Here is a 23583-nt window from a genome sequence, read left to right as displayed (position 1 = left end):
GATCAGACGTTCCTCGTTTCATCGCCGAGCGCAGGCTCCAGGCGATCAATAAACAGGCAAGCGGCGAGCAGATCGGCAGCGCCGCCGGGGGAGGCATTCAGGCTCAACAGCTGTTGATCCAGCTGATTCAACGCGCGGCGTCCGCTGAGGGTCGCGCTGCCGCCGGCGTCCAGCACCCGCTGCGCGCCTTGCTGCATGGCGTGCAGGCCTGCTTCGCCAGCGCGATACAGCACGCAGGTGTCCGACAGCGTGGTCATGATTGCCAGCAGTGCATCGAGTCGTGCGTTTTGCTCGCCATGGCCGGCGGCGCGGCTGCGGATGAGTTGCGGCAAGCCGGTTTGAGTCACGGCAGGGAAGCCCGTTTGCGCCTGTCCCCGGGCACCCATTGCGCCGTACTTTTGCGCAACGGTCTGGCCATGGCTCTGGCTTTTGCTGGCGATTTGATGACGATCTTCGATCAGTGCCAGCTGGCCTGCGCGTTGGCACAGCCCATCTGAAGAAAGATCATCGGGGTTCAGCGCAGCAGCAGTGACCAGCAAACCCAGAGCCCAGATCGCGCCGCGGTGGGTGTTGACCCCGTTGGTGGTGCGCATCATCGCGGCTTCGCCTTCGCGACCGAGTCGGCCAATGGTTTCTCGCAGCGCCGGAGTGATCTCGCTAATGGCAATGGCGGCGTCGGCCATTTGCTTGAATGCAGGCCACAGCGACAGCGCAGACGCGTGCATCAGTCCCAAGTGCAGATCCGTGTGGGCGCCACTGCTGCGACGATCAACTAGCGCCGGTTTTGGTGACAAGTCGGCTTCGTCGATCAGCGCATCCACCGCAAGATCGGCCAGGCGTTCGGCCAGCGAGGACGAACCGGGCGCTGCATCGAAAGTCTCGAAAGCTACGTTGAAGGCGCGCATCACCAGCTCCTGAATTTCGCAGGCGGGTTGTACAAACCGCCGGACCATTGCACCAGATCGGCGACGCTCTTGGCCGCCAGCAGCTCGCGGCTGGCGTCGGTGCGGCGAATACCCAGATCTTCGGGGAGCGCGATCAGCCCTTCACGGCGCATTCGGGCGGTGTCTTTCGGGTTGTGACGCAGGCCGATGGAGGTCACGCCCGCGACGGCGGCGATCATGGCCTGACGCTCTTCCAAGCTGCGCGCCTTATACAGATAGGCGATGCCTTCTTCCGTCAGCAGATGGGTCACGTCGTCGCCGTAGATCATGATCGGCGCCAGGGGCATGCCGCTCTTCTTCGCGACTTCGACGGCGTCCAAAGTCTCGACGAAAGTGGGTTTGCCGCCTTCCTGGAAGGTCTCGACCATTTGCACGACGAGCTTCTTGCCGCGCTCAAGATAGGCGTCCGGCCCGTCACCGCTGTGCTGACGCATGTCCAGCCAGGCAGGCGTGGCGTGACGTCGACCGCGCGGGTCGTGACCCATGTTCGGCGCGCCACCGAAGCCGGCAAGGCGCCCACGGGTGACGGTGGACGAATGACCGTCGCCGTCGACTTGCAGCGTGGCGCCGATGAACAGGTCAACGGCGTACTGCCCGGCCAGTTGGCACATCATTCGGTTGGAGCGCATGGAGCCATCGTGGCCGGTGAAGAACACGTCGGGCCGCGCGGCAATGTAATTTTCCATGCCCAGTTCGGTGCCGAAGCAATGCACGCTTTCGACCCATCCGCTTTCGATGGCGGGGATCAGCGTCGGGTGTGGATTGAGCGTCCAATTGCGGCAGATCTTGCCCTTCAGACCCAGGGATTCGCCGTAGGTCGGCAGGATCAGTTCGATCGCCGCGGTGTTGAAGCCGATGCCGTGATTAAGAGATTGGACGTTGTGTTTTTCGTAGATCCCGCGAATCGCCATCATCGCCATCAGCACATGCACCGGTTTGATGTGGCGCGGGTCGCGGGTGAACAGCGGCTCGATGTAGAACGGCTTGTCGGCGACGACCACGAAGTCGACCCATGATGCCGGGATGTCCACGCGAGGCAGGTCGCTGACGTCATCCACCAACTGGTTGACCTGCACGATGACGATGCCATCGCTGAACGCGGCCGGTTCGATCAGGGCGGGGGTGTCTTCGGTGCTGGCGCCGGTGTAGATGTTGCCGGCGCGGTCAGCCATGAAGCCGGCCGAAAGCACGACGTTGGGAATCAGGTCAACCAGCAGGCGGGAATACAGCTCGATGTACGTATGAATCGCACCAATTTCCAGCAGGCCGTCTTCCAGCAACTGGCTGATGCGCAGGCTTTGGGTGCCGGCGAAAGAGAAGTCCAGCTTACGGGCGATGCCGCGTTCGAACAGGTCCAGATGCTCGGCACGGCCGACGCTGGGCATGATCATGTGCAGGTCGTGGAGCTTGGCGGGATCGGCCTTCACCAGTGAGCGGGACAGGAAATCCGCCTGCTTCTGGTTGTTGCCTTCCAGCACCACGCGATCACCCGGCGCAATCAACGCCTCAAGCGCCGCGACAATCTTGTCAGTCGGCAGTACAACGCCATCGGCGAAGGAACGCACCAGGTCGAGCCGTCGCAGTTTTTCAGTGCGACGACGCGACCAGCGCGGGTCAAGTTTCGTTGTTGTGGTCATGCTGACTCCACGAGTTCGCTGTCGTGGGGCAGATTAGGAGGGGTTCAAGTGCGGCATCAATCAAGTAACTGGCGGGATCGTTACGCTGAGAGTAATGATCAGTCCGCCCAGTTGATCTGATAACGGGTGCTGCGCCCGCCGCCCGGGAGTTTAAGCAGGCAGCCTTTTTCCAGAAGGTCTCGAAGATGCCGGGTGGCGGTGGCTTTACTGACTTTGGCAACCGCCTGGTATTGAGCGGCGCTGATGCCACCGGTAAAACCCGCGTCGGGTTTCTCCGACAGCAGGTCGCCATTCAACAATCGATTAAGCACCTTGGTCTGCTCGGGAGACAGCCCGTCATCCCGATGGGCTTGCCAGAATCTCGCCTTCGCCAGCACTCGCTCGATACGTTGCATGGCCTGCTCAAGCGTGTGGAGCAAGGTCTGTAAAAACCAGACGAGCCATTCAGTGATGTTCAGGTCACCACGCTGGGTCGCTTCCAGAATCCGGTAGTAGTCCTGACGGCGGGCGAGGATGCTCGCGGACATGGCGTAAAAGCGTATGGCCTGATGTTCGCCCTGGGCCATGGCCAAGTCAGTGATCGCGCGGGTCAAACGTCCGTTGCCATCGTCGAACGGGTGCAGCGTCACGAACCAGAAATGCGCGATGCCCGCGCGGACCAAAGGGTCGAGGGTAGGGTCGGCATGGCTGCTGTTGAACCAGTAGAAAAAGTCATCGAGCTTTTGCTCCAGGCCTTCGCGTCCAGGCGCCTCGAAATGCACCACGGGCCGGTCGATGCGACCGGACACGACCTGCATGGGCTCAGGCCCTCTGAGCGTTCCGACCTGAATGGGGCGTGCCGTCAGCGCGCTAGTGTCGGGAAACAACAAGCGATGCCAGTGCATCAGCCGCTCAGACGTAAGCGGCCCATCGTGCTGTTGAGTGGCGTCCAGCATCAGCTCCGCCAGACCTTCACTGCGTGCAGTCACGCGGTCATCGCTGGCGAGCCCGAGCCGCTTTGCCAGCGAAGAGCGCGCCGACTCCACGTTGAGTTGCTCACCTTCAATCGCCGAGGAGGTGATGACGTTTTGCAGCAAGGCGTCCAGTTCGCGCTCGACATTCGCGCCGGTGCCCGACGCGCCAATCATCCCCAATAACTGACCCTGCGCCTGGGTACACGCCCGCAACAGCGGCGCCAACGGCTCCACGTCCCAGGAAAAGGACGGCCATTTGGGGTGTTGCCAAATCCACGTTGCTGACTGTTTCACGGGACGCCTCGGAGGGGTGTGAGCCGATTAGCAACCCTATTCGGCTCACGGCATGAGCCGAATATGCGGTTTATTCGGCTCAGCGTCTAGAAGGGATTTGAGAGGAAAGCGATATATATGTACCGCAGTCGACCCTTTTTGACTGATTAAACTGTCTGCTTCACAAATTTGAAGTCTGATCCCGATGCCGCGACCGCCTGAATTGCCTTTTTCGACCCAGACTCCTACCTTTGAGAGCGACATATATGCCTTTCAAGCGCCCGGAGATCTCATGTCATCGACTGTCCTGTCATTTCAAGCCGATGAAGAAACAGTACAAACACTTGACCAGTTGGTCGGCGCCACTGGGCGTGATCGGCAATATCACCTTCAGCAAGCACTGAGCCGCTACCTCGAGGCCGAGAAGCACCAGATGCAGGCTGTCTCTGACGGCATAGCGGACGCCGACGCAGGAAACCTCACCGACATTGAATCTGTGAAAGCGAAACACTTCAGCCTGATCTGAGCCGGCTTCCGCTGGCAACTCCTGAATCCTTCGGACAGACACAAGTTGAGCACGCAGGAGATCAAATTGTGGGAGCGAGCTTGCTCGCGAAGAGGCCAGGACGGTCGCTAAATCTCCAGCAGCTGAAATGCAGTCTTCGTGAGCAAGCTCACTCCCACAAGGGCTGTGTTGGGCATGCAACCTGCGGCGGGTGACATGCAGTCCTGGAAGCGAGCTTGCTCTGGGCCGCATACGGACGAAAGGGTCGATACATCCACCAAATTTTCAGCGGCTGAAAAGCAGTCTTCGCGAGCAAGCTCACTCCTACAGGGGCTGTGTCCGGCATGCACCCTGCGGCGTTTGAGAGCCGGGGAGTCTCTTACAAGCTCGGCGTCACCTGAATCAACCCCGCCTCCACCAACCACTCTTCCAGCGCCACAAGGTCGGGGATCTTCGCCACGGTCTCGCCCACTTGCACCGCGGCCAGTTCCAGCTCGGCCAGCGGCACGTCGACATAACTGAGCTGGCTGTCGAGCTTGCAGGAGCGCGGAATCCCTTGGGTCAGCAGGGCGATGAATTTGAGGTCGGGCCGGCCGCCGAGGGCGTTGAGCACGACGATGCGGGCGCGGCCTCCGACCCGGGCGCGGCTGCCGCAGGCGGCCTCGAAGCTGAGCAGCGGCAGGCTGCGGTGGCGCCAATTGATCGGGCCCAGGTACCACTGGGGTGCGGCGGGGTCGGCGACGCTGTCCTGATAGTCGATCAGTTCGGCGACCGCCACGTTGGGCAGCAGCAGGTGCCGGTCACTCAAAGGGATGAGCAACCCGGTCAGGCTAGTGAGCCGCGCCGTTTGCGTCGTCGTGTCAGACATGGGCGTGGCTCCAGTGGGCAATGCTCTCCAGCAGTGCGGCTTCCTGATACGGCTTGCTCATGTATTCGTTAACCCCCAGCGCCATGGCGTGGTCGCGGTGCTTCTGCCCTGATCGCGACGTGATCATGATGATCGGCAGGTGCTTCAGCGCGTCGTCTCCGCGAATCTTGCTGACGACTTCGAAGCCGTCCATGCGCGGCATCTCGATGTCCAGCAGCATGATCTCCGGGGTGTGCTCCTGCAGCAGCGCCATGGCATCGACGCCATCTTTGGCCGTCAGCACGTTCATGCCGTTGCGCTCCAGCAAGCGGCCGGTGACCTTGCGCACCGTTACCGAATCATCCACCACCATCACCAGCAACGGCCGCGCCTGTTCGGGTTCGACATGGCGCACCGGCGCATGCCCCGCGACGTGCAGCGCCAGCAGCTTGGCGTGAAAGCGCCGGATGTGCGCAAACAGGTCGAGAATCAGCACCACGCGGCCGTCCCCGAGAATGGTCGCGCCGGCAATGCCGGGTATCGACGAAAACTGAGGACCCAGGTTTTTCACCACGATTTCCCGCGAGCCGGCCAGCGCATCCACCTGCACCGCGACCCACTGATCGTGTACGTGGACCAAAAGCACCGGCAGCGGCTGGGTCTGTGTCTGGCCACTCAGTTTCGGCGGATGACCGTTATTGAGCAGTTCGCCCAGATAACGCAATTCGTAACTCCGTCCGCTGTACTCGTAGCGCGGCGGCACCGAGTGATAACAGGTCTCCAGCTCGCTCGGCATCACGCGCACGATGCCCTCGATACTGTTCAGCGGCACGGCGTACTGCTCCTCGCCGCTTTGCACCATCAGCGCCCGATTGACCGACACCGAGAACGGCAAGCGGACGCGGAAACGCGCGCCCTCTCCCGCCCTGGAATCAATGACCATCGAACCGCCAAGGTCCTTGACCTCGGCGTGCACCACGTCCATGCCGACGCCGCGCCCGGAAATCTGGGTGATGGTCTCGACGGTGGAAAAGCCCGCGCGCAGGATGAACTGCAGAATGTCGTGCTCGCTCAGCTCGGCGTCGGGACTGATCATGCCGCGCTTGATCGCCTTGCGCCGCACGGCCTCGAAGTCGACACCGGCGCCGTCGTCGCGCATCTCAATGACGATGTCACCACCTTCGTGGGCAAGACTCAGCGTGATATGCCCCCACTCGGATTTACCGGCGGCCAGGCGTTCCTCGACGCTCTCCAGACCATGGTCGACGGCGTTGCGCAGCATGTGCTCCAAGGGCGCAACCATGCGTTCAAGCACATTGCGATCCATCTCACCCTCGGCGTTGATGACGTCGAACTTGACCTTCTTGTTCAGCTCGCCCGATACCTGACGGACAATTCGGCGCAGGCGCGGCACCATGCGTTCGAACGGCACCATGCGCGTGCGCATCAGGCTTTCCTGCAGTTCGGTGTTCACCCGTGCCTGTTGCAGCAGCAGGGTTTCGGCCTCATGGGCGCGGGTGTCGAGGGTTTCCTTAAGGTCCATCAGGTCGGACGCGGACTCGAACAGCGCGCGGGACAACTGCTGCAGCTGCGAATGACGGTCCATTTCCAGCGGGTCGAATGCTTCATATCCGTGCCGATCGGTGTGATGGTCGCGGCTGAGAATACGGCCCTGGGTCTCGATGTCGAGTCGGCGCAGCTGATCGCGCATCCGCTCGATGGTGGTTTCCATTTCGACCAGGGTGATCTGCGCGTCGCTGACCTGCTGCTCGACACGGCCCCGGAATATCGAGGTCTCCCCGGCCAGATTCGCCAGGTCTTCCAGCTGCTCGGCCGGGACCTTGATCATCTCCGGTCCGGTACGCTCGCCATCGGCCTCGGCCTGTGCCGCCGCCGGATCAACAGCAGGCGCTGGCAGCGCAGCCGGCACCTCCTGAGGTTTTTCGACGGGCTCGCGGGCGGCTCCGGACGAGGTGTAGTGACCGATGCTCTCGATCAGCAGCGCCGGATTGGGCAACGGCTCATAACCCCGAACGGCATCAACCATGTCGGCGAGCATGTCGTGGCCGCTTTGCAGCAGGCCGTTGAGCAGCGCGCTGTTTTTCAACGCGCCGGTCGACAATCCCTCGTACAGCGACTCCAGCTCATGGGCCAGATCGCCAATTGGCGCGATTTCTACCATCCGCGCGCCGCCCTTGAGCGTGTGCAGATCGCGCAGCAGGTTCTCGACTTCCTGCGCGTTCTGAGGGTCGGCCTGCCAACGTACCAATGCCGCACTGCTGCTCTCGATGATGTCGTCGGCTTCTTCGAGGAAGATCTCCAGCAGTTCCGGATCGCGCTCGTCCAGCGAGTGAATCATTGCGCTGACGTTGCGCGTCTCGCCGTCATTGGGCAGCAGGTAGCAGTTGCGCTGACGAAACTCGCGAATCTTCTCGATCAGGGGCGCGGGACTGGTCAGCGCCGAACGGTGCTGCAGCTGCTCAAGCATCAGCGACAGGTGATCGTGGCTGTGTACCAGCAAGTCGGCCAGTTGCGGCGAGTAACCGCAACGTCGGTCGAGCAGGCCTTCGTAGAGCGATTCCAGTTCATGACCGAGGTCACCCACCGGGCCGATTTCGGCCATGCGCGCGCCCCCTTTGAGGGTGTGCAGGTCACGCTGCAACGATGACAGCGGCAGCGGGTTTTCCGGGTCGTCGAGCCAGCGCTGCAGCGCAGGGCCCGCGATGTCGAGAATATCCACCGCCTCCTCGAGGAAGATCTCGACGATTTCCTGATCGAAATCATCCCGGGCAGGCTGGGCGGGTTGAGCGAGATGCTCGGTGACCTCCTCCATGTTCGTGATGCTTGTCGCCCCACCGCGATCACGTTTGATAACGCCCATTGCGCCGGGGTCCAGCGCTTCGGCGAGCAGACCGCGCAAGGCGCCCACGCGCTCGGGGCACGGCTGGACTTCCTGTCCGGCGGCGACCTGATCGAGCATGTTGATCAGCGCTTCGTGGGCCTTTTCGGCTTCGTCGAAAAACCGCTCGCTGACCGCAAGGCTGCTCTCCTCTACGGCGCCATACAGGTCGAGCAGTGCTTCGCAGAGCTCATCGACCTGGGGCAGGTCGGCTACGTGCGCGCCGTGGCCGAGCATGGTCAGTTCGTCGAGCAGCGCATTCAGTTCCTGGCGATGGCCGGGGTGCTGGCGCCAGTCTTTGAGCAAATTGTCAGCGTCCAGCAGAATGTCCATGCCTTCGGCCAGAAAGCTCGCAATCAGCTGCGGATTGCGCCGCGTGCGCAGGCCATTGCTGTCGTCGCTCAAAACATCGGCCAGGCGCGCGTCGAGCAACTCATGGGCTTGTTGAATCAGCGCAGCGGCGCCTTCGATGGGCATCAGCGGGTCGACATTCAACTGGGACAGGCCTTGATGGAACAAAGGCTCGGCCGCCCGCAGCAGGCCGATTTCGCCCTGGCTGACCGCGATCAGATTGGTCTTGAACTCGCGCACCAACTGATCCAGCGGGCTCGCCAGCTCGGCGATCGGCAAGACGCCGGCCATGTACGCGCTGCCTTTGAGGGTGTGCAGCGCGCGCAGCAAATCGTTGCTGAACACCGGCGCGTCAGCATCCTGCGCAGTGTCGAGGTAGCGGCTCACTGTGTTCAGGTGGGTGTGGGCTTCCTGTCGGAAAATCTCCAGCAACTGCGGATCAAAACCCTCTTCATCCGCCAGCCGCTTCGCAGGCTCGACGTCGCCCGCCTCACCCTGGGCCAGCGCGTGGGCCTGGGCCGCCAGTTGGTCGACATCGTCGCGCTGGCGCTGAACATCCTCGGCGAAATCGCGAATCACGTCCGGCAGTAAGGCCTGCACGTCTGTGAGCAACTGCTGCACCCGTGCGTCCGGCTCGACGCTGCGCTCCAGCACGCGGTTCAGCAGGTTTTCCACCGACCACGCCAGCTCGCCCAGAATCAGCGCACGGACCATCCGGCCGCTGCCCTTGAGCGTGTGAAACGCCCGACGAATTTCGCCCAGCGCCGAGAGATTGCCAGGATCGGCAAGCCAGCGCGGCACGTACTCGCGCAGGGCTTCGAGCATCTCGTCGGTTTCTTCAAGGAAGACTTCGCGCAGCTCGTCATCGATTGCCTGCTCACCCTTCGGCGGCGGCAACAGGCTGGCCGGCATATCGCGCGCCGGCGGGTTGACCGCCGACAACGGGCTGGCCAGCACTTCGGCGAGGGTCCGGCTCGGGCTGACCAAGGCCTGGCGTTCGTGCAGGTCTTGCAGCTCTTCTTCGCTGATGATTTCTTCGAGCACCGGCACATCCAGTGCTTCCGGGACCGGTGAATAACCGAGCCTGGCGAGACTTTCCTGAGCCAGATCCAGCACGTGCTCACCCGGCGCTTCCGGGTCCTCGGCCATGCGTTCGAGGTAATACTCGACGCCGATGATCACGTCCGCCAAGTGATCGAGCTGCGAGGCCGCCGGGCTTTCGGTGTCGACCAGCAGGTGCTCGGTGATGTAATCGTTACAGGCCGCCAGCAGGCCGGATGCCCGCGCCAGGGGGATCATCGCCAATGCGCCGCGCACCTGAACCAGTTGCTCGGACAGCGGCAGCAGACGTGCCCGGTCCAGCTCGCCGTCGACGTAATCGTCGATCACATCCTTGGCCTGCTGCAGGACAATGCGCGCTTCCTTGATGACCAGCTGGTGAATCTGACTGAGGTCTGTGGTGGGCAGACGGCTCTCTTCGGGGCTGCTCTGGTTGACCGTTCCGGCCATGCCCGCGAGGGTGGACTCGACGTACAGCAACGCACCGGCGACGTCCATCAACGTGGCATCGTCGGGCGCGCGTTGTCCTTGGGCCATGCCCTGCACCACGGTCATCTGATCGATGATAACTTTGCGCGGCTGCCCAAATCCCAGCACCGCCAGGGTGTCGGCGATCTGCCGTAGCGGCGGCAGCAAAGCGCTCAGCTCACTGACGTGTTGACGGTCCCCGCGCACAAAAACGTCGAGCCGCTCCTTGGTGCGCACCAGCTCATCGCACAGGGCAATGATCACCGAGCGCATGGCGTCGCGATCCGGCCCGGCCATACGCGCACGTTCTTCAGCAACCAAGGCACTGTGGGGCAGGGCATCGGCAAGGGCGTACTGATCCTTCAAGTCCGTCATCTTCTGCGCCTCGCTGTCGGACTTGGCGATGTAAAACAACAGGCTTTTCAGGAGTTCGTCGGGCGCAGGCTGATTGATGCCTTCAATACCCTGATCCAGCAGACGTTTGAGTTCTTTGTCAGCGTCCTTGAACAGACTGCGCAGCGCCGGGCTGTTGGTGAAGTTGCCGCTGAGCATGGTTTCGACCAGCGCGGAAGCGATGCGCCACAGCGGTTCGAGGGGCGCGTCCTCGCACAACACCTCAAGCCGCGAGAACACCTTGCCCATGTAACCGAGCTGAGTCTGAACATCCTGATCGCGAAGCAGCCCGACCAGTGCCGTTTGCAGCGTTTGCCGCAGCTTGCGCAGTTTCGCGGGCAGTTCCGGGCTGTCGCGCTCGGCCAACGCGTCGGCATCAAGGGCGGGAATGGACAGCAATTGCGGCGAGAACAGGCTGGTCTCGGACAGCAGGCTTTCGCCCCTGGCGCTGCGTAAGTCGTTGAGCAGCGGCAGCACCACCAACGGCAGATCACGGCGAGCGGAGTGCACACGCTCCAGATAGACCGGCAGCTGGGTCATCGCCAGATTCAGCAGTTGAATCGCTTCGTTTTCCTGGGCGACATGGCCTTGTTTCAGTGCCAGCGCCAGCTGTTCGATTTCCTCGGCGAACAGCGCGGCGCCGTAGAACTCGATCATCTGCAGGCTGCCGTGAACCTGATGGATGAGCTCGAGGCACTCGTCCATCGCCGCTGCGTCGTGAGGCTGGGCGACGAAGGTGTCCAGCGCCTGTCGGGCGTGGGTGAGGGTTTCGGCTATTTCGCCTTTGACCCACTCCAGGGCCACGTAATCGTGACGGTCAGCCATGGTGACTCCGGTTGCCTGTGCCTTGACGCTGCTTCATGTGCAGTAACGGGTGCATTAGCGGGGCTATCAAACGCGCCTTCACAACGGCCATCACTGCCGCGATGTCGGCAGCGTGAAGCCGGACACCGAGCGGCGCATCTCGCTGGCCATCTTCGCCAGATTGCCCATGCTCCGAGCGGTGGCCGCCGTGCCTGAGGTGGTCTGCGTGGTGGTCTGCTGAATCACCAGCATGGTCGAGGATATCTGCTGACCCAATGCCGCCTGCTGCTGCGCTGCATTGGTGATGCTTTCGACCAGCGCGGCGAGGATCTTGGACACGCCTTCGATCTCTTCGAGCGCGACACCGGCATCCTGCGCCAGCCGCGCACCGCGCACCACTTCCGCGGTGGTCTGCTCCATGGAGATCACCGCTTCGTTGGTGTCGTTCTGAATCGCACGCACCAGCGTCTCGATCTGCTTGGTGGCTGACGACGAGCGCTCGGCCAGCCGCTGGACTTCATCGGCCACCACCGCAAACCCGCGCCCGGCATCACCGGCCATGGAGGCCTGGATCGCGGCGTTGAGCGCGAGAATGTTGGTCTGGTCGGCGATGTCATCAATCAGGCTGACGATATCGCCGATCTCCTGGGAAGACTCGCCCAACCGCTTGATGCGCTTGGACGTGTCCTGAATCTGCTCGCGAATGTTATCCATGCCGGTGATGGTGTTATGCACCACTTCGTTGCCCTTGTTGGCGATGGTCACGGACCGCTCGGCCACCGCGACGGACTCGGACGCATTGGCCGAGACCTGATCGATGGAAGTCGCCATGTCATGGATGGCGTTGGACGCCGCTGCGATCTGCAACGCCTGATGCTCGGACGCCGCGGCCAGTTGCGTGGCGGTGGTCTGCGTGTCTTTCACGGCGCCGAACACTTGCTCGGCGGTGAGGTTGATGGTCGACACCAGCTCGCGCAGTTGATCGATGGAGTAGTTGATCGAATCGGCAATGGCGCCGGTGAAATCCTCGGTGACCGAAGCGGCCACGGTCAGATTACCGTCCGCCAGGTCTTCGATCTCGTCGAGCAGGCGCATGATCGCGTTCTGATTGCGCTCGTTCTTCTCGGCGGTTTCGCGCAGCTGCCGATTGGTTTCGCGCACCATCACCAGGCCTATCAGGATGATCGACGCCAGGGCCAGCAGGCCCAGCATGTAGCCGGCATAGCTGTACACCGCGCGGCCACCGGCCATGTGCTCGAAGCTGTTAGCGAGCACCGAGGCTTCGTCGAGGAGCGTTTGCGACAGATTAAAGATGCTGCCTGCCGCTTCCCGGACTTCCAGCAGCTCTGGCGAGGTTTCGAGAATCTCGTCCACCGACCCCGAGACGAACTGGAACAACTCGGCGATCTCGGCCAGCCGCGCCCGCGCATCCCGGTCTTCGACCTGCGCGATCTTCAGGGTGGCATTGCCTTCGAGCATGCCGTTGAGCACGCGCCCGAACTGGCTGGCATCGCGACCGAAAGCATCCGCTGCCTGAACCGCCGTTTCGTCGCCCGACAGCACCGTGTTGACTGCGCCCAGTATCCGCTCGGCCAGCAGCGACTGCCGCTGGGCAAGGGCCACCTGGCTGGCGGGCGCACGGGTTTGCAGGAGAATGTCGACGACCTTTTCCGATTCGATCTGCAACTGCGGTATGGTCTCGGCCAGCGTCGCCGCGACCTGATGCAGCGAGAGCACGGTTTGCTCGCGGGCAAGAATCACGTCAGTGCTTTTGCGCAGGTTTTCCCAATCGGTCTGCACCGCTTTCAGCTCATCGCTCACCGCGTCGGGCGCAGCAGGCAGGCCGGTGTTCTTGTCGCCTTTCTTCAGATACTGCCAGCGCGTGTCGAAGTCGTTGCGCGCGTCGGCCAGCAGCTTGAACGCCGCCGCCTTGCCCGCCGCCGCTTCCGTGGCGTTTTTGGCGATGCGCTGGGACAGCACCCGCAGCTCGCCGGCGTGGCCGATGTATTGTTTGTCGTAGTTGGACTGCGTGCTGAGGTACGCGAAGTTGACGAACAGCAGCATGATAAAAACGATGAGGCAGATGAACAGCACGACGATCTGTGATCGACTGCGCGCGCCTTCCAGTGACTTGCCGGTATTACTCATTGCTCAGGGCTCCGCCTGATGTTCGATTTAGGGGGCGTCGGCACAGTGGCGCAACGCTGCCGTTCTGTATCAAACCGCTACGTCCATGAAATCCGGCGACTGAACCAGCGATCTCGGGCTGAACACCTGCCAGACCTGCTCGCGCACGAAACGCCCCTGTATATAAGGCGCGACGCGGGCTTCGCTGTCGTGCCCCGGTTCCGGCATCAGACTGCGCTCGCTGAAATGCTGCATGCCCAGCACCTCGTCAATGAGCAAGCCGACAAAAACCCCCTGAAAATCGATTACCAGCACGCGACGCTGTTTGCGCAAGGGCGAGAGCTCGTGGCCGAAGAATGCGCACAGATCCATGATCGGCAACAAGCGGCCGCGCAGATTGGCAATGCCGCAGACCCATGCCTTGGCGCCCGGCAACACCGCGCAGCGCGGCTCGTGGAGGATTTCGTCGACCTCGCCCATGGGCGCCACGTAATGGCGCTCGCCCATGCGAAAGCCAATGCCGCCCCAACCCTGCTGTCGGGTTTCCTGCAGCGGAAGGCCGGCAGCGAGGGAGCGGCAGCGCTGGTCGATATCGAGCAGCAGCTGGAAGGCGGTTCGTGACTGGGCCATGAGCGTCAGCCGGGGGGTCAGCCCGCGAGCACCGCGTTCAGGGTTTTCATGAGGGTTTCTTCGTCCACCGGCTTGGTCAGGTAATCCCGCGCGCCCTGGCGCTTGCCCCAGACCTTGTCGGTTTCCTGATCCTTGGTGGTGATCATGATCACAGGGATCATGCTGGTGTCAGCGTCTTTGGTCAGCTGACGGGTCGCCTGAAAACCGTTCAAGCCCGGCATGACGATGTCCATCAGCACGGCATCGGGCTTTTCCTGACGGGCCAGCGCCACGCCGTCGGCACCGTTTTCGGCCTTGAGGACCTGATGGCCGTGCTTCTCCAGCATGCCGGTCAGCTTGTACATTTCGGTCGGCGAGTCATCGACGATCAGAATTCGAGCCATGGTGCTTCCCCATAGAAACAGCCGTCCCGCACGAGGGGGACAGCATCAAGATAGTTGTTGTTCGACTGCAACGAACCCGGGCACATGGGCCTTGATCGCACTGAGCAGTTCTTCCTTGCTGAACGGTTTGGTCAAAAACTGATCGGAACCGACGATGCGCCCCTTGGCCTTGTCGAACAGCCCGTCCCTTGAGGACAGCATGATCACCGGCGTGGATTTGAACGCCCGATTGTTCTTGATCAACGCGCACGTCTGATACCCGTCGAGCCTGGGCATCATGATGTCGACGAAAATGATTCTGGGATGATTGTCGGCAATCTTGGCCAATGCATCGAAGCCGTCGATGGCGGTGATCACTTCACAGCCGACGTTTTTCAGCAGGGTCTCGGCGGTGCGACGAATCGTTCGGGAGTCGTCGATGACCATCACTTTCAATGGGGCTGAATGCTGTTCCATATCTGCTCTACCATCGCCGCGGCGAATCAGATGGGTTGCCTTCTGCCGGGCATCTGGTTTTGGGTCGGGGGCATCGGGAAGCGGCAAGGCAAGGCTGGCGCGACACCGGATGCCGAGCCTTTTTAGCACACTCTCCACGGTCAATCCATAAAGCCTTGCCCCTTGACCCAAAGCCGGCGCGGCGCCACCCTGACGCCTATTTTCGGCCTGTCGTGGCCTTTACCGATCAGAGGATATTACCCATGAGCATTCGCCTGGGAATCGTCATGGACCCCATCGAGCGCATCTCCTATAAAAAGGACAGCTCGCTGGCCATGCTCCTGGCAGCGCAAGCCCGCGGCTGGTCTTTGTTCTATATGGAGCAGCACGACCTGTATCAGGACGCCGGCCAGGCCCGCGCCCGCATGAAACCGCTGAAAGTCTTCGCCGACCCGGCCCACTGGTTCGAACTCGAAGCTGAAGTGGACAGCGGTCTGGACGACCTGGATGTGATCCTGATGCGCAAGGATCCGCCGTTCGACATGGAGTTCGTCTACTCCACCTATCTGCTCGAACAAGCCGAGCGCGCCGGCGTGCTGGTGGTCAACAAGCCGCAAAGCCTGCGTGACTGCAACGAGAAGCTGTTCGCCACGCTGTTCCCGCAATGCACCCCGCCGACGCTGGTCAGCCGCCGTGCGGACATCATTCGTGAGTTCGCCGCGAAGCATGGCGACGTCATTCTCAAGCCGCTGGACGGGATGGGCGGCGCGTCGATCTTCCGCCACCGCGTCGGTGACCCGAACCTGTCGGTGATTCTCGAAACCCTGACCAAGCATGGCCATGAGCAGATCATGGCGCAGGCGTATCTGCCGGCGATCAAAGACGGCGACAAGCGCATTCTGATGGTTGACGGCGAACCTGTGCCCTATTGCCTGGCAAGGATCCCGGCCGCTGGCGAAACCCGAGGCAATCTGGCTGCGGGCGGTCGTGGCGAAGCCCGTCCCCTGAGTGACCGCGATCGCTGGATCGCCGCCGAAATCGGCCCGACCCTGCGCGAAAAAGGCCTGCTGTTCGTAGGCCTGGACGTGATTGGCGAGCACCTGACCGAAATCAACGTCACCAGCCCGACCTGCATCCGCGAGATCGACAACGCGTTCGGGACGGACATTGGCGGCATGTTGATGGATGTGATCGAGAAGAAGCTGCAGGCGCGCGTTTAACCCGGCTCCTTGTGGGAGTGACCGGGGTGGCGCTCCACCTTGCTCACGAAGGCGGCATTCCAGCCGCCGAGGATTCAGCGGATGCTCAAGCCTCTTCGCGAGCAAGCTCCCTCCCACGGGAAATGGTGGGGCCCGCCCCTCCCGCTAATCGGCCCGGATCTAATCGCTATATATCAAAGTTTTATAATTTCGATTGGCAATAAAAAAACCTGTAGAGGGCATGAGAATAAAACGCGCACATATGCCGTCAGGACTTATTCGAAATAATGCTTGGATTCGTAATAGCAAATTCATTTTACGGGCAGCACCCCGCTTCGATAACGCTTATAAAAATCTTCGAAAAAAAATCCACATAGGCCAGCAAATTCAATTAGTTAATGAATAATCGCCGAGACACCATCTCAACACTAACACCATAACTCGCAGGAACTATCCACATCTGCAGCCAATGCCATTGAGTGGCATCGCTCACACCATCAACTACAGTCTTATTGTGTGTGGGTAATTTAATGGCAGAATAGGCGACTATTAATCGTCCAACGGAGGTTCGATTCCTTCCCCACATACTTTTACCCTTATACCATGCCAATAAATGGGAACATCTGGCGTAAGGAGGCTGGGGGGAAGCACGCCCGCTGACCGACCGCGATCGCTGGATCGCCGCCGAAATCGGCCCGACGCTGCGGGAAAAAGGCCTGCTGTTCGTAGGCCTGGACGTAATTGGCGAGCACCTGACCGAAATCAACGTCACCAGCCCGACCTGCATCCGCGAGATCGACAACGCGTTCGGGACGGACATCGGCGGCATGTTGATGGATGTGATCGAGAAGAAGCTGCAGAAGGTCTAGCCGCGACGTTGTAGGAGCGTGGCTTGTCCCGCGATCTGCCGGGAACCGGCAGCAAATCTGGCGAATACGGCATATCGGGTGTACACCATTTGCCGGTTTTGCGACGGGTGCCCCGCCGTTCGCGGGACAAGCCACGCTCCTACAAGGGACCGCACCTCCCACTAATCGGCCCGGTGACATCAAACGCAAAGCCAGTCCTGACATTGCGTTATCATGCGCGGCCTGAATTTTTGCGCTAGGTGAGTAGTAATGCTGGCACATGTGCTGCCGGAGCGTGGATGAACGCTGCGGTCGACGATGATCTCCCCCTGTCCCTGACCCGCACCGGCGTGCGCCCTGCCGATCGCCTCGGGTTTACCCTGATGATCGCGGCACTGGTGCATCTGGCGGTGATCCTTGGCGTCGGTTTCACCTACGTCAAACCGGAAAAGATCAGCCAGACCCTGGAGATCACTCTCGCCCCCTTCAGGAGCGACACCAAGCCCAAGGACGCGGACTTCCTCGCCCAGGAAAACCAGCAGGGCAGCGGCACCCTCGACAAGAAAGCGGTGCCCAAGACCACCGAAATCGCCCCGTATCAAGACAATCAGATCAACAAGGTCACGCCACCGCCTGCCGCCAAACCGGTGATCAAGCAGGACGCGCCGAAGACAGCTGTCGCCACGAAAGCCCAGTCCACGCAAAAGACCGTCGCCAAGCGCGATGAGGTCAAACCGGAAGAACAGAAGAAGGTCGCGCCCACCATCGACAGCACGCAGCTGAACAGCGAAATCGCCAGCCTTGAAGCCGAACTGGCGGATGAGCAGCAGGCCTACGCCAAGCGTCCGAAGATCCACCGCCTGAGCGCGGCCTCGACCATGCGCGACAAGGGCGCCTGGTACAAAGAGGACTGGCGCAAGAAGATCGAGCGCATCGGCAACTTGAACTACCCGGATGAGGCGCGCCGCAAGCAGATCTACGGCAGCCTGCGGATGATGGTGTCGATCAATCGCGACGGCTCGTTGTACGAAGTGCTGATTCTCGAATCATCAGGCCAGCCGCTGCTGGATCAGGCAGCGCAGAAGATCGTCCGGCTGGCCGCACCCTTTGCGCCGTTCAGTGGCGATCTGGCCGACATCGACCGGCTTGAAATCATCCGCACCTGGAAATTCGCGCGCGGGGACAAGCTGTCGAGTAATTGATCAGCCAATGCCGCGCACTATGAAACCTGACCTGCGTCGCGATTTATCCGCCCGCGAGTCAGTTCTGCCAGTTGTCACAACAGCCCCGCAACGCCACACTAGGGCTCATGAAAAACGTCTCTCCGTCGTACCTCAAACATCAGTTTCTGATCGCCATGCCCCACATGCACGATGAGAACTTCGCTCAGACCTTGACCTACATCGTCGAGCACAACGCCAATGGCGCCATGGGCCTGATCATCAACCGACCGCAAAGCCTGTCGCTGGCAGACATCCTTGAACAGCTGCGCCCCGAGTTGCCGCCCCCTGCGCGGTGCAAAGACATAGCCATTCACCTCGGCGGCCCGGTGCAAACCGATCGCGGCTTTGTCCTGCACCCTTCCGACCAGGTGTTCCAGGCGACCGTGGATCTGGGCGGTATTTCGCTCTCGACCTCCCAAGACATCCTCTTCTCTATCGCAGACGGCTACGGTCCTGATCAGAATCTGATCACTCTCGGTTATGCCGGTTGGGACGCGGGCCAGCTAGACGCCGAGTTTGCCGCCAATGCGTGGCTCAACTGCGCGTTCGACCCGGCAATCCTGTTCGAGGTTGAAAGCGAAGACCGGCTCAACGCCGCCGCCGCCAAACTGGGCGTCAACCTGAGCTTGCTGACCAGCCAGGCGGGTCACGCCTGATGGCCGGACTGCGCCTGCTGCTGGGATTCGACTACGGCACCAAACAGATCGGCGTGGCCGTCGGGCAAGTGGTCACCGGACAGGCCCGCGAGCTCTGCACACTGAAAGCGCAAAACGGCGTGCCGGACTGGGACAAGGTTCAGGCGCTGATCAGCGAGTGGAAACCGGACGCCATCGTCGTCGGCCTGCCGCTGAACATGGACGGCACGCCCAGCGAGATGAGCGCACGCGCCGAGAAGTTTTCGCGCAAGCTCAATGGCCGCTTCAACCTGCCGGTCTACACCCACGACGAGCGTCTGACTACGTTCGAAGCCAAAGGCGAACGTGCCTCTCGCGGCGGCCAGAACGGCAGCTACCGGGATAATCCCGTGGATGCCATCGCCGCAGCGCTTCTGCTGCAAAGCTGGCTGGAAGCCAACGCCGCGCTGTTTGAAACCTGATCCATCTACGCTGAACCGAATTCGATTTACCCCGGACGTTCGTGCAGCGCACGCCGGGGCACCTGAAGGAGCAACCATGAGCCTGCCAAATCCCGCCGAACTGATCAGCCAGATGGCCATTGATCTCGACGCGCACCTGAACAAACGCGGCATAAAAGAGCCTCGTTTCATTGGCATTCGCACCGGTGGTGTGTGGGTCGCGCAGGCGCTCCTCGAAGCCCTCAACATTGAGTCCCCGCTGGGCACGCTGGACGTCTCCTTTTATCGGGACGACTTCAGCCAGAACGGCCTGCACCCGCAGGTGCGGCCTTCGGAACTGCCGTTCGAAATCGAAGGCCAGCATCTGGTGCTGATAGATGACGTGCTGATGAGCGGGCGCACCATTCGTGCGGCGCTTAACGAACTGTTCGATTACGGCCGCCCGGCCAGCGTGACCCTGGTGTCGCTGCTGGATCTGGACGCCGCCGACCTGCCGATTCGGCCAAACGTGACGGGCGCGACCCTGTCACTCGCGCCCAATGAGCGGGTGAAGCTGTCCGGGCCAACGCCGCTGACGCTTGAACTGCAAGACCTTTCCACCGATTCCGCCGCCCTCTAAGAGTCCTTTGCGATGACGCCTCTCGACGCCAAGCGCCCGCTGCAACTGAACCATCAGGGCCAGCTGCAACATTTTCTCTCCCTCGACGGTTTGCCCCGCGAACTGCTCACCGAAATCCTCGACACCGCCGACTCGTTCCTCGAAGTCGGCGCCCGGGCGGTGAAGAAGGTCCCGTTGCTGCGCGGCAAGACCGTGTGCAACGTGTTCTTCGAAAACTCGACCCGCACCCGCACCACGTTCGAGCTGGCAGCGCAAAGGTTGTCGGCGGACGTCATCACGTTGAATGTGTCGACCTCCTCCACCAGCAAGGGCGAGACGCTGTTCGATACGCTGCGCAACCTTGAGGCCATGGCCGCCGACATGTTCGTCGTGCGACACGGTGACTCTGGTGCGGCGCACTTCATCGCTGAGCATGTCAGCCCGCAGGTCGCGATCATCAATGGCGGCGACGGCCGTCATGCGCACCCGACCCAGGGCATGCTGGACATGCTGACCATCCGCCGCCACAAGGGCGATTTCGAGAACCTCTCGGTGGCGATCGTCGGCGATATCCTGCATTCCCGTGTCGCGCGCTCGAACATGATCGCGCTCAAAGCGCTGGGCTGCCCGGACATCCGCGTGGTCGCGCCGAAAACCCTGCTGCCGGTGGGCGTCGAGCAATACGGCGTGAAGGTCTACACCGACCTGACCGAAGGCCTGAAGGACGTCGACGTGGTGATCATGCTGCGCCTGCAGCGTGAGCGCATGTCGGGCGGTCTGCTGCCGAGCGAGGGTGAGTTCTACCGACTGTTCGGTCTGACCACTGCGCGTCTGGCCGGCGCCAAGCCCGATGCCATCGTGATGCACCCCGGCCCGATCAACCGTGGCGTGGAAATCGAATCAGCGGTGGCCGACGGCGCGCATTCGGTCATTCTCAATCAGGTGACTTACGGCATTGCGGTGCGCATGGCCGTTCTGTCCATGGCCATGAGTGGCCAAACCGCACAACGTCAGTTCGAGCAGGAGATCGCCCAGTGAAGTTCAGCATCCTCGGCGCTCGCGTCATCGACCCTGTCAGCGGTCTGGATCAAGTCACCGACATCCATCTTGAAGCGGGCAAAGTTCTCGCCCTCGGCGCGGCCCCTGCCGGCTTCAGCCCTACGGAAACCATCGACGCCGCCGGCCTGATCGCCGCCCCCGGGCTGGTTGACCTGAACGTGTCGTTGCGCGAGCCGGGTTACAGCCGCAAAGGCAACATCGCCAGCGAAACCCGCGCCGCAGCAGCAGGCGGCGTCACCAGCCTGTGCTGTCCGCCGCGTACCAAACCGGTGCTCGACACCTCCGCGGTCGCCGAGCTGATCCTCGACCGCGCCCGCGAAGCCGGCCACAGCAAGGTGTTCCCGATCGGCGCCTTGAGCAAGGGCCTGGAAGGCGAGCAACTGGCCGAGCTGATCGCCCTGCGCGACGCGGGCTGCGTCGCGTTCACCAACGGCATGGTCAATTTCCGCAGCAATCGCACGCTCTGCCGTGCCCTCGAATACGCGGCGACGTTCGATCTGACGGTGATTTTCAACTCCCAGGACCACGATCTCGCTGAAGGCGGTCTGGCCCACGACGGCCCGACGGCGGCGTTTCTCGGCCTGCCGGGCATTCCGGAAACGGCTGAAACGGTGGCCTTGGCGCGGGACCTGTTGCTGGTCGAGCAAAGCGGTGTGCGTGCGCATTTCACGCAGCTGACCAGTGCGCGCGGTGTGGCGTTGATTGCCCAGGCCCAGGCGCGAGGCCTGCCGGTGACGGCGGACGTGGCGCTGTATCAGTTGATCCTGACCGACGAGGCGCTGACGGGCTTTTCGAGCCTGTATCACGTACAGCCGCCGTTGCGCACACGTGCCGACCGCGACGCATTGCGTGAAGCGGTGAAGTCGGGCGTGGTGCAGGCGATTTCCAGTCATCACCAGCCCCATGAGCGTGACGCCAAGCTGGCTCCGTTTGGCGCGACCGAGCCGGGCATCAGCAGCGTGGAGTTGTTGCTCCCACTGGCGATGACGCTGGTTGAAGACGGTCTGCTGGACCTGCAGACGCTGCTGGCCCGCCTCAGCTCAGGCCCTGCCGCTGCACTGCGCCTGCCCGCCGGAACGCTGATCGCCGGCTCGCCTGCGGATCTGGTGCTGTTCGACCCCGCCGCGTCGACGGTGGCGGGCGAAAAGTGGCTGTCGAAAGGCGAGAACTGCCCGTTCCTCGGCCATTGCCTGCCGAGTGCGGTGAAGTACACGTTTGTGGATGGGCGGGTCAGCTATAACGGGTGAGATTCACCCGCTTTGTCCAGCGTCCGCGCAGTTGCGCGGCAGGCACTGTTTATGTGGGAGCAAGCTTGCTCGCGAAGGCTTACTTTCAGCCCCAGAGAAAGTGGCTGAATGCACCGAACCCTTCGTGAGCAAGCTCACTCCCACAATTCCGGCGTCACCAGTATGACCCTGCAGGAGTGAGCCGTATTTCGCAGCGCTCCTGCTATCTACGAGCGTTCTTCACCGAGATCTGGTCATTCAGCGTCCAGAAGTCGTACAGCACGCCCAGCAGCGCCAAACCTCCCGTGAACAGGTAAATGATCCCGGTGATCCATTTGCCCTGATACATCCGGTGCACACCGAACACGCCCAGAAAGGTCAGCAAAATCCAGGCGAGGCTGTAATCGGTCGACCCCGCGTTGAATCGCAGGTCCGCTTCCCGATCCATCGCCGGAATCAGGAACAGGTCAATCAGCCAGCCAATGCCAAACAGACCGAGCGTGAAAAACCAGAGCGTACCGGTCACCGGCTTGCCGTAATAAAACCGGTGAGCGCCGGTGAATCCCACAATCCAGAGCAAATAGCCCATGACCTTACTGTGGGTATCAGGACGTTGAACGTCCGCTTGATAGGTGTTCATTGTTGACCTCGCCTTCTGCAATAGAAAAAAATATGCGTAAGTTTTGTGACTTTCGTGACGCCGTCCGACGTATGGCTTGAACCTCTTTTCAATCGTGCAAACCCTTGTTCTGCAAGGTGATCAGCACAGCAAGATGACGATTTTGCCGCCAAAACTGACTCCAAGGGCAGTAAATTGTTCGACAAGGGGGCTCAGAATTTCGCCAAAAGCTGTTATAAAGTTGCGCGCTGACCAACATGAGCCCTGCCTAATGCGTCCATTTTTCAAGACATGGCTGACTATTTGTCTATTTATGCCACTGGCCGCCCACGCCACCAATCGTGAGCAAACCCTTCCACCGAGCTTCACCGGTTTCACCGCCAGGTCCGAGTCGCCGGAATCCGTTTCACGCAACATTGCCGCTCAACGCGCTGCAATGGCTGCATTGGAACAGACGGCTACTCCACTCGAGTCCTCCGGCAAGCGAGCCAAAGCTGTTAAGGGGAAACCATCCCGCAGCACTCGCAAGATTTCGCAGAACACTGTCGCCCTGGCCAACACGGCGCAGATGGGTACCAAACAGAGCAGCACCGTGGTCAACCGGGCCGTTAACGCCATCGGTACACCTTATCGTTGGGGCGGCACCAGCCCGACAAATGGGTTCGACTGCAGCGGACTGGTGAAATATGCCTTCAACGACGTGAGCGAAGTCGATTTGCCGCGCACCTCCAACGCCATGGCCGAAGGCCACGGGCAGAAGGTTGACCGCAAGGACTTGAAGCCGGGCGACTTGCTGTTTTTCAACATCAAGAGCCGCAAGGTGAATCACGTGGCGATTTACCTCGGCAACGACCGGTTCGTTCACGCGCCACGCCGTGGCAAATCCGTGACGATCGATACGCTGAAGAAGCCGTATTGGGACAGCCATTACGTCGTCGCCAAGCGTGTGCTGCCAAAGCAGCCGCCGAGTCAGAAAGGCACTGTGCGCATCGCCCAGCGTTGATCGCACACGCCGCCTGACAAACAAC

19 protein-coding genes, 1 tRNA gene and 1 pseudogene are annotated in these 23583 nt (G+C 61.5%); 11 read left to right on the top strand and 10 right to left on the bottom strand.

Annotated features, from left to right (window positions below):
* Window positions 1-2 precede the first annotated feature (2 nt).
* The 3 genes from QWI18_RS23120 to QWI18_RS23110 all read right to left on the bottom strand — a co-directional run bounded on the left by QWI18_RS23120 (window position 3) and on the right by QWI18_RS23110 (window position 3828).
* Window positions 3-905, bottom strand: a complete 903-nt coding sequence (locus QWI18_RS23120; RefSeq protein WP_369319955.1) for a triphosphoribosyl-dephospho-CoA synthase — start codon at window positions 903-905, stop codon at window positions 3-5.
* Window positions 905-2581 carry a malonate decarboxylase subunit alpha gene (mdcA, locus tag QWI18_RS23115; RefSeq protein WP_369319954.1) on the bottom strand — a complete coding sequence of 559 codons (1677 nt, stop codon included), beginning with the start codon at window positions 2579-2581 and terminating at the stop codon, window positions 905-907. The genes QWI18_RS23120 and mdcA overlap by 1 nt, the downstream gene beginning before the upstream one ends.
* A 98-nt stretch (window positions 2582-2679) precedes the next feature.
* On the bottom strand, window positions 2680-3828 hold the full coding sequence (locus QWI18_RS23110; protein ID WP_192135505.1) for a DUF4172 domain-containing protein: 1149 nt from the start codon (window positions 3826-3828) through the stop codon (window positions 2680-2682).
* Between the two features lie 271 nt (window positions 3829-4099).
* Here QWI18_RS23110 and QWI18_RS23105 point away from each other — a divergent pair, with 271 nt between their 5' ends.
* Window positions 4100-4333 (top strand): CopG family ribbon-helix-helix protein, encoded by a 234-nt coding sequence (locus QWI18_RS23105; RefSeq protein ID WP_083233185.1) that lies wholly within the window; start codon window positions 4100-4102, stop codon window positions 4331-4333.
* Between the two features lie 358 nt (window positions 4334-4691).
* Here QWI18_RS23105 and QWI18_RS23100 read toward each other — a convergent pair whose 3' ends face one another.
* From QWI18_RS23100 to pilG, 6 genes are all read right to left on the bottom strand, one after another.
* Entirely contained in the window at window positions 4692-5180 is a 489-nt protein-coding gene (locus QWI18_RS23100; RefSeq protein WP_369319953.1) for a chemotaxis protein CheW, read from the bottom strand.
* A complete protein-coding gene (locus tag QWI18_RS23095) occupies window positions 5173-11154 on the bottom strand; it encodes an Hpt domain-containing protein (RefSeq protein ID WP_369319952.1) in 5982 nt (1993 codons plus the stop codon). The genes QWI18_RS23100 and QWI18_RS23095 overlap by 8 nt, the downstream gene beginning before the upstream one ends.
* 90 nt (window positions 11155-11244) lie before the next feature.
* The gene (locus QWI18_RS23090; protein WP_065991174.1) at window positions 11245-13281 is read right to left on the bottom strand and encodes a methyl-accepting chemotaxis protein; all 2037 of its coding nucleotides are present in this window, start codon (window positions 13279-13281) and stop codon (window positions 11245-11247) included.
* A 69-nt stretch (window positions 13282-13350) separates the two neighbouring features.
* Window positions 13351-13890, bottom strand: coding sequence for a chemotaxis protein CheW (locus QWI18_RS23085; RefSeq protein WP_369319951.1), 540 nt, complete (start codon window positions 13888-13890; stop codon window positions 13351-13353).
* A 17-nt stretch (window positions 13891-13907) separates the two neighbouring features.
* A complete protein-coding gene (gene pilH / locus QWI18_RS23080) occupies window positions 13908-14273 on the bottom strand; it encodes a twitching motility response regulator PilH (protein WP_065991171.1) in 366 nt (121 codons plus the stop codon).
* 45 nt (window positions 14274-14318) lie between these two features.
* A complete protein-coding gene (pilG, locus tag QWI18_RS23075; RefSeq protein ID WP_065991170.1) occupies window positions 14319-14729 on the bottom strand; it encodes a twitching motility response regulator PilG in 411 nt (136 codons plus the stop codon).
* A gap of 242 nt (window positions 14730-14971) precedes the next feature.
* Here pilG and gshB point away from each other — a divergent pair, with 242 nt between their 5' ends.
* From gshB to QWI18_RS23030, 9 genes and pseudogenes are all read left to right on the top strand, one after another.
* Complete coding sequence (gene gshB / locus QWI18_RS23070; RefSeq protein ID WP_369319950.1) at window positions 14972-15928, top strand: glutathione synthase; 957 nt, start codon at window positions 14972-14974, stop codon at window positions 15926-15928.
* Between the two features lie 495 nt (window positions 15929-16423).
* Window positions 16424-16494: transfer RNA gene (locus tag QWI18_RS23065), tRNA-Asn, on the top strand.
* A 33-nt stretch (window positions 16495-16527) separates the two neighbouring features.
* Window positions 16528-16776, top strand: a pseudogene (locus QWI18_RS23060) (glutathione synthase); the annotation flags it as partial.
* Window positions 16777-17054: 278 nt separating this feature from the next.
* Window positions 17055-17957 (top strand): energy transducer TonB, encoded by a 903-nt coding sequence (locus tag QWI18_RS23055; RefSeq protein ID WP_296313134.1) that lies wholly within the window; start codon window positions 17055-17057, stop codon window positions 17955-17957.
* 107 nt (window positions 17958-18064) lie between these two features.
* A complete protein-coding gene (locus QWI18_RS23050; protein ID WP_369319949.1) occupies window positions 18065-18634 on the top strand; it encodes a YqgE/AlgH family protein in 570 nt (189 codons plus the stop codon).
* Window positions 18634-19074 carry a Holliday junction resolvase RuvX gene (gene ruvX / locus QWI18_RS23045; protein WP_369319948.1) on the top strand — a complete coding sequence of 147 codons (441 nt, stop codon included), beginning with the start codon at window positions 18634-18636 and terminating at the stop codon, window positions 19072-19074. The genes QWI18_RS23050 and ruvX overlap by 1 nt, the downstream gene beginning before the upstream one ends.
* 76 nt (window positions 19075-19150) lie before the next feature.
* Complete coding sequence (gene pyrR, locus QWI18_RS23040) at window positions 19151-19672, top strand: bifunctional pyr operon transcriptional regulator/uracil phosphoribosyltransferase PyrR (RefSeq protein WP_065991161.1); 522 nt, start codon at window positions 19151-19153, stop codon at window positions 19670-19672.
* Window positions 19673-19684: 12 nt separating this feature from the next.
* Window positions 19685-20689, top strand: coding sequence for an aspartate carbamoyltransferase catalytic subunit (locus QWI18_RS23035; RefSeq protein ID WP_369319947.1), 1005 nt, complete (start codon window positions 19685-19687; stop codon window positions 20687-20689).
* Window positions 20686-21957, top strand: a complete 1272-nt coding sequence (locus QWI18_RS23030; protein WP_369319946.1) for a dihydroorotase — start codon at window positions 20686-20688, stop codon at window positions 21955-21957. Before QWI18_RS23035 ends, QWI18_RS23030 begins: the two co-directional genes overlap by 4 nt.
* Window positions 21958-22159: 202 nt before the next feature.
* On the opposite strand, the gene QWI18_RS23025 is transcribed toward QWI18_RS23030, so the two are convergent.
* Complete coding sequence (locus QWI18_RS23025; protein WP_065991157.1) at window positions 22160-22576, bottom strand: NINE protein; 417 nt, start codon at window positions 22574-22576, stop codon at window positions 22160-22162.
* A 250-nt stretch (window positions 22577-22826) separates the two neighbouring features.
* Here QWI18_RS23025 and QWI18_RS23020 point away from each other — a divergent pair, with 250 nt between their 5' ends.
* Window positions 22827-23558, top strand: a complete 732-nt coding sequence (locus tag QWI18_RS23020; RefSeq protein WP_369319965.1) for a C40 family peptidase — start codon at window positions 22827-22829, stop codon at window positions 23556-23558.
* Window positions 23559-23583 lie beyond the last annotated feature (25 nt).

Source organism: Pseudomonas sp. W2Oct36, from assembly GCF_041060465.1.
Classification (GTDB): domain Bacteria; phylum Pseudomonadota; class Gammaproteobacteria; order Pseudomonadales; family Pseudomonadaceae; genus Aquipseudomonas; species Aquipseudomonas graminis_B.
The sequence above is the reverse complement of the archived record's forward strand: the minus strand, read 5'-3'. Positions and strand labels throughout refer to the sequence as shown.

Excerpts from the sequence above, each read along its gene's own strand:
- QWI18_RS23120 (WP_369319955.1), bottom strand. The coding sequence starts at position 905 with ATGCGCGCCTTCAACGTAGCTTTCGAGACTTTCGATGCAGCGCCCGGT.
- mdcA (WP_369319954.1), bottom strand. The coding sequence starts at position 2,581 with ATGACCACAACAACGAAACTTGACCCGCGCTGGTCGCGTCGTCGCACT.
- QWI18_RS23105 (WP_083233185.1), top strand. The coding sequence starts at position 4,100 with ATGTCATCGACTGTCCTGTCATTTCAAGCCGATGAAGAAACAGTACAA.
- QWI18_RS23100 (WP_369319953.1), bottom strand. The coding sequence starts at position 5,180 with ATGTCTGACACGACGACGCAAACGGCGCGGCTCACTAGCCTGACCGGG.
- QWI18_RS23095 (WP_369319952.1), bottom strand. The coding sequence starts at position 11,154 with ATGGCTGACCGTCACGATTACGTGGCCCTGGAGTGGGTCAAAGGCGAA.
- QWI18_RS23090 (WP_065991174.1), bottom strand. The coding sequence starts at position 13,281 with ATGAGTAATACCGGCAAGTCACTGGAAGGCGCGCGCAGTCGATCACAG.
- QWI18_RS23085 (WP_369319951.1), bottom strand. The coding sequence starts at position 13,890 with ATGGCCCAGTCACGAACCGCCTTCCAGCTGCTGCTCGATATCGACCAG.
- pilH (WP_065991171.1), bottom strand. The coding sequence starts at position 14,273 with ATGGCTCGAATTCTGATCGTCGATGACTCGCCGACCGAAATGTACAAG.
- pilG (WP_065991170.1), bottom strand. The coding sequence starts at position 14,729 with ATGGAACAGCATTCAGCCCCATTGAAAGTGATGGTCATCGACGACTCC.
- gshB (WP_369319950.1), top strand. The coding sequence starts at position 14,972 with ATGAGCATTCGCCTGGGAATCGTCATGGACCCCATCGAGCGCATCTCC.
- QWI18_RS23055 (WP_296313134.1), top strand. The coding sequence starts at position 17,055 with ATGAACGCTGCGGTCGACGATGATCTCCCCCTGTCCCTGACCCGCACC.
- QWI18_RS23050 (WP_369319949.1), top strand. The coding sequence starts at position 18,065 with ATGAAAAACGTCTCTCCGTCGTACCTCAAACATCAGTTTCTGATCGCC.
- ruvX (WP_369319948.1), top strand. The coding sequence starts at position 18,634 with ATGGCCGGACTGCGCCTGCTGCTGGGATTCGACTACGGCACCAAACAG.
- pyrR (WP_065991161.1), top strand. The coding sequence starts at position 19,151 with ATGAGCCTGCCAAATCCCGCCGAACTGATCAGCCAGATGGCCATTGAT.
- QWI18_RS23035 (WP_369319947.1), top strand. The coding sequence starts at position 19,685 with ATGACGCCTCTCGACGCCAAGCGCCCGCTGCAACTGAACCATCAGGGC.
- QWI18_RS23025 (WP_065991157.1), bottom strand. The coding sequence starts at position 22,576 with ATGAACACCTATCAAGCGGACGTTCAACGTCCTGATACCCACAGTAAG.
- QWI18_RS23020 (WP_369319965.1), top strand. The coding sequence starts at position 22,827 with ATGCGTCCATTTTTCAAGACATGGCTGACTATTTGTCTATTTATGCCA.